Below are 6989 nucleotides of genomic sequence, written 5' to 3' on the forward strand. Positions count from 1 at the left end.
CCGTCCTTCAGGGCGGGGAAGACGTTAACCTGCATGCGCTAGCTTACGACAAGGTTTTGCACACGACACAAAAGCACCGGGCGAAATATGCCCGGCGCATCGTCTTTCAGAACCGGTCGGATCCAAGCTCGGCTATCAGCGGCACTTGCGGTCAATTTCCGCCTTAGCGGCGCTGAATCCCATCAGACTGAAGGTTTCTGTGATCATACCTGCGTTCGGAGTGCGCCAGGTGACGGTCATGCTCTCGCCTCTCCTCATCGCGGAAATAACCCGACCCTCAGGTTTTCCGGATTGAATGAAGGCGGTTGATTCGAACGGCAGGAAATCGAACCTCTTGCCGTCCACGACGACATCGACATCCCAAAGATTTGCGTCATGCCCCGCCTCAATGAGGATCGCACCCCGGGTGTCTTCCTTCGGCTGGTTCAGGATAGTGACCTGCCCGTTCTTCCGTTCCTCGATCTCGCCGTTCGTGACCGTCGGCTTGGTGAACGCCCAGCAGCGCCCATCCTCGATTACGGTCTCCCAGTCCTTGTGGGTCTCGGCGAACGCCGCTGCAGATGAGCAGAGCGTCAGGGCGATGGCCGCCGCGAGTGCTTTCATGGATTCAATTCCTCCGGTCGTCGAATACTTCATTTAAATAAGAACACCGCCGCGCGACGGGCGCAAGGCTTCGTTTCTTTGCGCTTGCCTCTTGCGGCCGCACCCCGAAAGATATTTCCAAACGATTGGAGATTTGACGACATGTCGACCGAAACCAGGGCCACGACGACACTTTTTCTGGAAGTCATTGGAATGGACGCGTACAAGACGACACCCAAGGACGGGCACCCGGCAAAGCCGTATGTTCGCCTTGTCGGTACCGACGGTCGCGGCCGTTTCGCGCGCGCCTACGTCTGGGGCAAGAACGCTGATATGATCGCCGGGCAGATCAAGGATAACTTGGCCCCGGGAGAAGATATCGGCACGCAAAAGCCGATCTACGAGCTCGAGGGAACTTGGCGGGATCGCAAGTTCACGAAGGATGGTGAGACTCGCACCATGCGCAGCTTTTACACGACGCGCTTTGGCCCTGTTACCGGCCGCGACCTGGAACTCAACCGCATTCGTCGTCAGTCCAACAAGGCGATCCGAGAAGCCGAGTCCCTGCGTGCCGATGGTAAGATTGAGGAGGCGTACCGCAAGGTGGCCGAGCTGGTCGCCGATCTTGGTCATTTCCCGCTCGATCTTCCGGAGATGGATGCCGAACTAGACCATACTCCATCCGCGGACGAGATCTTCGGTGAGGATATTTCCGCCTCCCCTGCCCCTGAGATCGACACCGAACCCAAGGATAACCCTGAAAGAACAGCCGCCGAGCATTACAGGGCCGACAACAAGATTAATGGTGCCCCGCCGAGCGACCCGGAGCCGACATCAGGCATGAGCGAGGAAGCAAAGCCCGAGGATGTGACCGAAACGGCTCCGGAGGCTAAAGATGAGGCTCATGAGACTTACGTGGAATTAGCCGCATCTCCGGACCCCAGGGTGACTTCGGAGCCGGAAGAAGCTGTTGCGTCTACTACAGAACCCTCGGACGAAGACATCCTGGATGAGCCGAAGGCATCAGATAGGACTTCGGAAGAGGACTCCGTTCCTGCTGCGTCGGTTATCGCTGAACGTCCTGCCCGTAGCCCTAGGCGCTCCGGCCGCGCGACGCGTCCCGGCATGTAACCTCAAGCGTGTTTCTTGTTCCTAAGCCGCGGATTCCGTGCGGTAAGGGACGCGGCCTGCCGGCATGAGTTCCGCCGCCGGACCAACATGCGTGTGCTGGTCGTCGAGAAAAAGATGAGGGCTGAAAGCCGCCAGAATTTGCCTTTTCTTGAACCCGGACAGAAAATGTGCCTCATCGACCTCGATGCCCCAGGCATCGAGCGTATTGAAGACCCGGGTTCGCGACGGCCCACCTCGTGCGGTGACGAGCGCGATGCGAAAAGGCCTGTGGTCCGGCGCCGTGACTTTCTGTATTCGGGCGATCTTTCTCAGGATCGGTGCGAACGGTCCTTCGTTCATCGGAACGTGGGCATTCATGGTTTCGTTCCTCTGGAATGCCTCCAGACCGCCTTCCTGATAGATGCGCTCGGATTCGTCGGAAAAGATCACAGAGTCCCCGTCGAGCGCGATCCTTATAGCCCCTTCGTCCGCGAGCAGTTCGTCGGACATCTCCGTGTCGTACATGACGGCTGCGGCCATGCCCACGTTGATGGCCTTCTGAGCGTCTTCCATGGACTTGGAAAGGAGCATGTCCACCCCGAACGCCTGAAGATAAGGTAGAATGAAGCCGCCGGAGGTGAAGCTTGAGCGCGGGATGTCAAGATCGTGATGCTCGATCGAGTTGACGATCCAGTTGCCCATGATCGGATGGACGCCCGATGCCATGATGACCTCGATCAGGGATTCCTCCCCCCGGATCGTGCGATTTGCCCGAAGGAGCGCCTTGACAAGGGGGAACGCAGGTCCAGGAGAAAGGGGTTTCCTCTCGTTCTTGCGAATGAATTTGGTGTAGCTCTCCAACCCCTCCGTTTCGAAGACGGCATGGGAGGTTTCGAGGTCGAAAAGGGACCGAGCTGATACGGCGATTCTGAGGGGTGTTGATTTTGAATCTTGCACGTCCGGCATCTCCTGCTTGGCGCGAACAGTACTCTCAAGGATTCGCGGTGTCAACAAAATGAATCTTTTCTTGCGAATTCCACGCGACGATGTACCGTATTCCATGGCCCTTCGTTAACGGAGCGTATGCATGTCGAATTCCATTTCCCTGAAACGGCTCGCCGGACTCGCGCTGGTTGGAATCGTATGCGTCGTGACGGTGTTGAAGGGCGTGTTGATAGCGCCACCCCTCACTCGGGAAATCCGTGCCGATCTGTCCTGCGTCGACGGAAGTGTTTCTTCCGTGTTTGCCTTGATTCGGGAGGAAATGGAAACCGATATCCTCCGGCGGGCCGGGGTCGAGCACGCCTTCCGCAGCGCGCATGCGAACGCCGTGACGGCCGCTTCTCACCTCGACCGCATGGAGGGGTGTCTCGCCCGCCTTGCCGAGAGTGACGGTTTCGCTCCCGACGATGGGGTCCTGAGATCCGCCGAACTCTTCGCGGGAGCCTCCGTTGTCGCCTTCACACTGCGCGGAGAAGCCTTGGTAACCGCCTCGACGGTCGGCGTGGAGTCTGAAGGCTACGCCAAGAAGCTTGCCGAGATGGAGACGGCATGGACGTTCATCGAGAACACCGGAACGACGGTTCTGACCTGGGTCGGTGAGAGCGTCTCCGGTCGTTAGTCCCTTTCCTCGGAAAACTGCGTCTTCAGGGTTGTATATCTGTCAGTCATTCCTGTCTTGGACACGGCTCCCGCAACTGCGTCACGATCACCGACCATGACGCAGACCTTCTTCGCGCGCGTGACGCCCGTGAAGACGAGGTTGCGGCCAAGCATGTTGCGATGAGAGAAGGGGCACACCATAACCACGGCCGGGAATTCGCAGCCCTGAGATTTGTGAACGGTCAGCGCGTAGCTGAGTTCGATGTCGTCGATTGTATCGCCGTCGTACCATGCCTCGAAGCCAGAATAGTCGACCTTGACGATGGGTTTCTTCGCGCCGTTCTTGTCCGCTGCGGTTCCGGTGAAGGTGACCTTTCCGACCTCGCCGTTGAAGACGTTCTTTTCGTAATCGTTGCGAACATGGATGACGCGGTCTCCGGTTGAGAAGGTGCGCCCCTTGATGGTGACGGAATTCTTGTTAGTAGCCGGGTTGAGGCGTGCTTTGATCTGCGCGTTTAGAGCCTCGATGCCGAGGTCGCCAACTCTCATGGCTGCGAGCACTTGAACGTCATTCATCGGGTCGAACCCGTGCTTCGGCAGGATCTCCGTGACCAAGTCGACAACGCGAGAGCGGATAGCGTCCGGATTGGAGATTGGCTCGAACTTGAAGCCCTTCAGCGTCTCGTCCGGCTTCACCGGCATTTCACCGGAGATGATTCGGGTGGCTGCGGTGATGATGCCGCTGTCTCCGACCTGTCTGTGCACCTTCTTCAGACGGACGTAGGGGACAGCCCCGCTTTCGATGAGATCGCGTAGAACCTGTCCGCCGCGCACTGAAGGAAGCTGATCGACATCGCCTACGATGGTAATGCCGCCCTGGGGCTTAATGGCGTCGAAGAAGCTTTTTCCGAGGTTGAGATCGACCATGGAGAACTCATCGACGATGACCCTGTCCTCGTCGAAATGATTGCCGATCCCATGGATGAATCCGCCCGTCTCTCCGTCGTACTGAAGCAGCCGGTGACACGTTCCGGCTGGTTTTTCGGTCACTTCCGACAGTCTCTTCGCGGCACGGCCCGTGGGGGCCGCAAGGATCTTCTTTCGACCAAGGCTCTCGAGCGCGTTGACGATGATTTTCTGTGTCGTCGACTTACCCGTTCCGGGACCGCCTGTGATGATGAAAACGGGATTCATGACGGCCTGAACGGCCGCCTCCATCTGGCCCTCGTCGCGCTGAACGCCGAGCTTCGTCACGGTGCGTTCCACGGCGTCCCGAGCGTCCTCCTCGGCGATGATGTCGCCTTCCTCCATGATCTGGAGGATCTTGTCGGCGAGTTCCTCCTCGTTGCGAAGCATCATGACGGGGCACACGAGGGAGGTGATCTCGTCGAAGATGAGTTTGTTGCCGTTCACGGCCTTCTCGAAATGTTCGGCGATGTTGTCTGTCTCGAGCGACAACAGCTGAGACGCGGCGGATAGCAAGCCCTCTCTCGGCAGTCCGCAATGCCCGTCGCGTTCGACGGCCTGTTTCATTGCGAAGTTGATGCCGGCGAGAATTCTCTTCTCGCTCCTCATGTCCTGCCCGGCCTCGACCGCGATCGCGTCGGCGGTCGGGAACCCGATGCCCTGTATGTCCTCCGCCAGCTGCCAGGGATTGTCTTTGACGATGCGCCGCGATGCGCCGCCGTATCTCTTTACGATCTTGGCGATGGTCATTTCCCCGATGCCGAAATTTCCGAGGAATTCGACGAGTTCCGGCTGAGACGCGTTGCTGATCCACGCGTCAGAGATCGCCTCGGCCCGTGCGCGCGGAATACCTGCCTTCATGAGTTCTTCCGGCTCTTCCACCACTTGCGTGATCTTGTCTCCGAAATGCTTGGCGATGCGTTCGGCTGTCTTCGCTCCGACGCCCGGCACGGCCCCCGTTTTGATCCATGTGATGAAACCGCGAGCCCCCTTGGGGATGTTGTGCATGAGCATGACGGCCACGAAGCTCGGCTGTCCCTTGTACGTTTTCCATTCCCCCTTAACGGAGATCTGGTCGCCCTGCTTCGCGGTGATTGCGCATTTCGACGTGATCTTTACGTTCTCGCCGTTATTTGCCTTGAGTGCGTAGACGTTGAAGGATCCGTCGTTCGAGGAATAGATGACCTTCGAGACCTTCCCTGTGATTTCCACCTGCTTCGTCTCGGCACGCTGGATTGGCATCCGGGACGGGAGACGATGACGAGGGACGAAGGATCCTCCGTTTTCCTCGCGGGGCTCTGGGTGCGAGTTTTGGGCGGAGGGATCCTTCATAACCCTTCCAAGCACCGTGGGCGCGCTTGCTCTCACCCAGAACTCAGGCTTCCTCGGTGCTGTTGTCATTTAAAATCCTTGACCGTGGGTCTCATTCGACAGGAAGAATGCAACTTCTAAAGGATTCAATCAACCTTTTTCTCGGATTCTTGCTTTTGCAGTATCGCCGGTGCCGAACGAGACTATCATTTTTTCCAAGTCTCAACTCACGCGGGGTGTGTCCAACATGATTTCCATTCGCAAGCTGTTCGCTGCGTTCCTGTTTCTTTTCACTCTGGTCCCGGCGGCTCATGCGGCTTGCGAACTCACGCCGGAACACATCTTGAGGACATCTCCCTATTTCTCGGAACGCATGACTGCCTCTCAGGATTCGACGCAGTATTCGGTCTCCTACCAGCACGTCGACGATCCGCGCATCGTAGCCACCTTCTCTGTTTCCCCCGCGCAGCCCGTTGGCGAGGTCTCCCGGAGCGATTACGTCAGCCTCCTGGAAGAGCAGTCCCGCAATTTCGTCAACGGCGTCGTGAGCCGCGGTCGCTGGGCTGACTATTCCGTCTATCCTTTTGATCCGGTCGCGACCCGTATCATCGAGCAGGACGAGGTCGACCGGGTTGGGACCGCCCTTGTCGGACAGATGCGTGTCAGGATGACCCCGGAGTGCCTCTTGACTGCCTATTACCTCGCCCCCGCCTCCATGAACCTTCGTTCCAGGTGGGTCGAGCTTGACACCAGAATCTCCGAGCTCCGCGATCGTGCAAGCTTCCTGACGGTGCCGGAGACGTGGCTACCGGACGACACCACTCCGGTGGGCGGGACTGCCCTTGGCATTGGCTTCGGCGTTCCCGTGGCTGTTATGGCTCTTCTGTTTTTCCTGATGGGCAATATGCGCGACCTGGACGGCCCCAGAGTATTAACGAAGACGGTGATGGTGTGTTCGGGCATCGTGGGCATCGGCGTGATCGCCGTGCAGTTTCAGCTCTATCAGGAGGGCTTGGCGGAACTCAGGTACGTGGATAACTTCGCGCTCCTGGCGACGCTTGCCATTCTGTCGTTCGCGGGAGCGTTTGGCGGCACCCCGAAGAGCCTTTTTGTCTTCATCGCGTCCTGCGTGACGGGCATAACTTTGTCGATCAACAGTTATCTCGACTGGACGCCGGTCCCGGCGATCACGTCGTTCGCGGGTGTCGCTCTTATTCTCATGGGTGTCTTCGGATTTTATGTTTTGAGTTCGGGATCCATTGCAGGGGTCGGAAGCATCAGCGAGCTAAAGAAGAAGCTGGATCATCGCTCCTGAGACGTTTATGGCCTCCTTAAGTCGGGGACCGTCGCGTCGCCACGAAGGACGATTTTAACGTCTTCCCCGTCACGAAGGACGGGGATTTTGGCGAAGCGCAAGC

Annotated in this window: 6 protein-coding genes; 3 read left to right on the forward strand and 3 right to left on the reverse strand. The window is 58.2% G+C overall.

What is annotated here, in order from left to right; genetic code table 11:
* Window positions 1-135: 135 nt before the first annotated feature.
* Window positions 136-603: a hypothetical protein gene (locus E1297_RS05655; RefSeq protein WP_155135080.1), complete on the reverse strand. Its 468-nt coding sequence runs from the start codon at window positions 601-603 to the stop codon at window positions 136-138.
* Window positions 604-744: 141 nt separating this feature from the next.
* On the opposite strand from E1297_RS05655, the gene E1297_RS05660 reads away from it, so the two are divergent.
* Window positions 745-1713, forward strand: coding sequence for a hypothetical protein (locus E1297_RS05660; protein WP_155135083.1), 969 nt, complete (start codon window positions 745-747; stop codon window positions 1711-1713).
* Between the two features lie 21 nt (window positions 1714-1734).
* On the opposite strand, the gene E1297_RS05665 is transcribed toward E1297_RS05660, so the two are convergent.
* Complete coding sequence (locus E1297_RS05665; RefSeq protein WP_196223205.1) at window positions 1735-2649, reverse strand: 5'-nucleotidase; 915 nt, start codon at window positions 2647-2649, stop codon at window positions 1735-1737.
* 130 nt (window positions 2650-2779) lie between these two features.
* On the opposite strand from E1297_RS05665, the gene E1297_RS05670 reads away from it, so the two are divergent.
* A complete protein-coding gene (locus E1297_RS05670) occupies window positions 2780-3313 on the forward strand; it encodes a hypothetical protein (RefSeq protein ID WP_155135089.1) in 534 nt (177 codons plus the stop codon).
* Here the strand turns inward: E1297_RS05670 and E1297_RS05675 are convergent.
* Window positions 3310-5592, reverse strand: a complete 2283-nt coding sequence (locus tag E1297_RS05675) for an ATP-dependent RecD-like DNA helicase (RefSeq protein WP_196223206.1) — start codon at window positions 5590-5592, stop codon at window positions 3310-3312. The genes E1297_RS05670 and E1297_RS05675 overlap by 4 nt on opposite strands.
* A 226-nt stretch (window positions 5593-5818) precedes the next feature.
* Here E1297_RS05675 and E1297_RS05680 point away from each other — a divergent pair, with 226 nt between their 5' ends.
* The gene (locus E1297_RS05680) at window positions 5819-6886 is read left to right on the forward strand and encodes a hypothetical protein (RefSeq protein ID WP_155135095.1); all 1068 of its coding nucleotides are present in this window, start codon (window positions 5819-5821) and stop codon (window positions 6884-6886) included.
* Window positions 6887-6989: the final 103 nt, after the last annotated feature.

It is taken from the genome of Roseibium sp. RKSG952 (genome assembly GCF_009711355.1).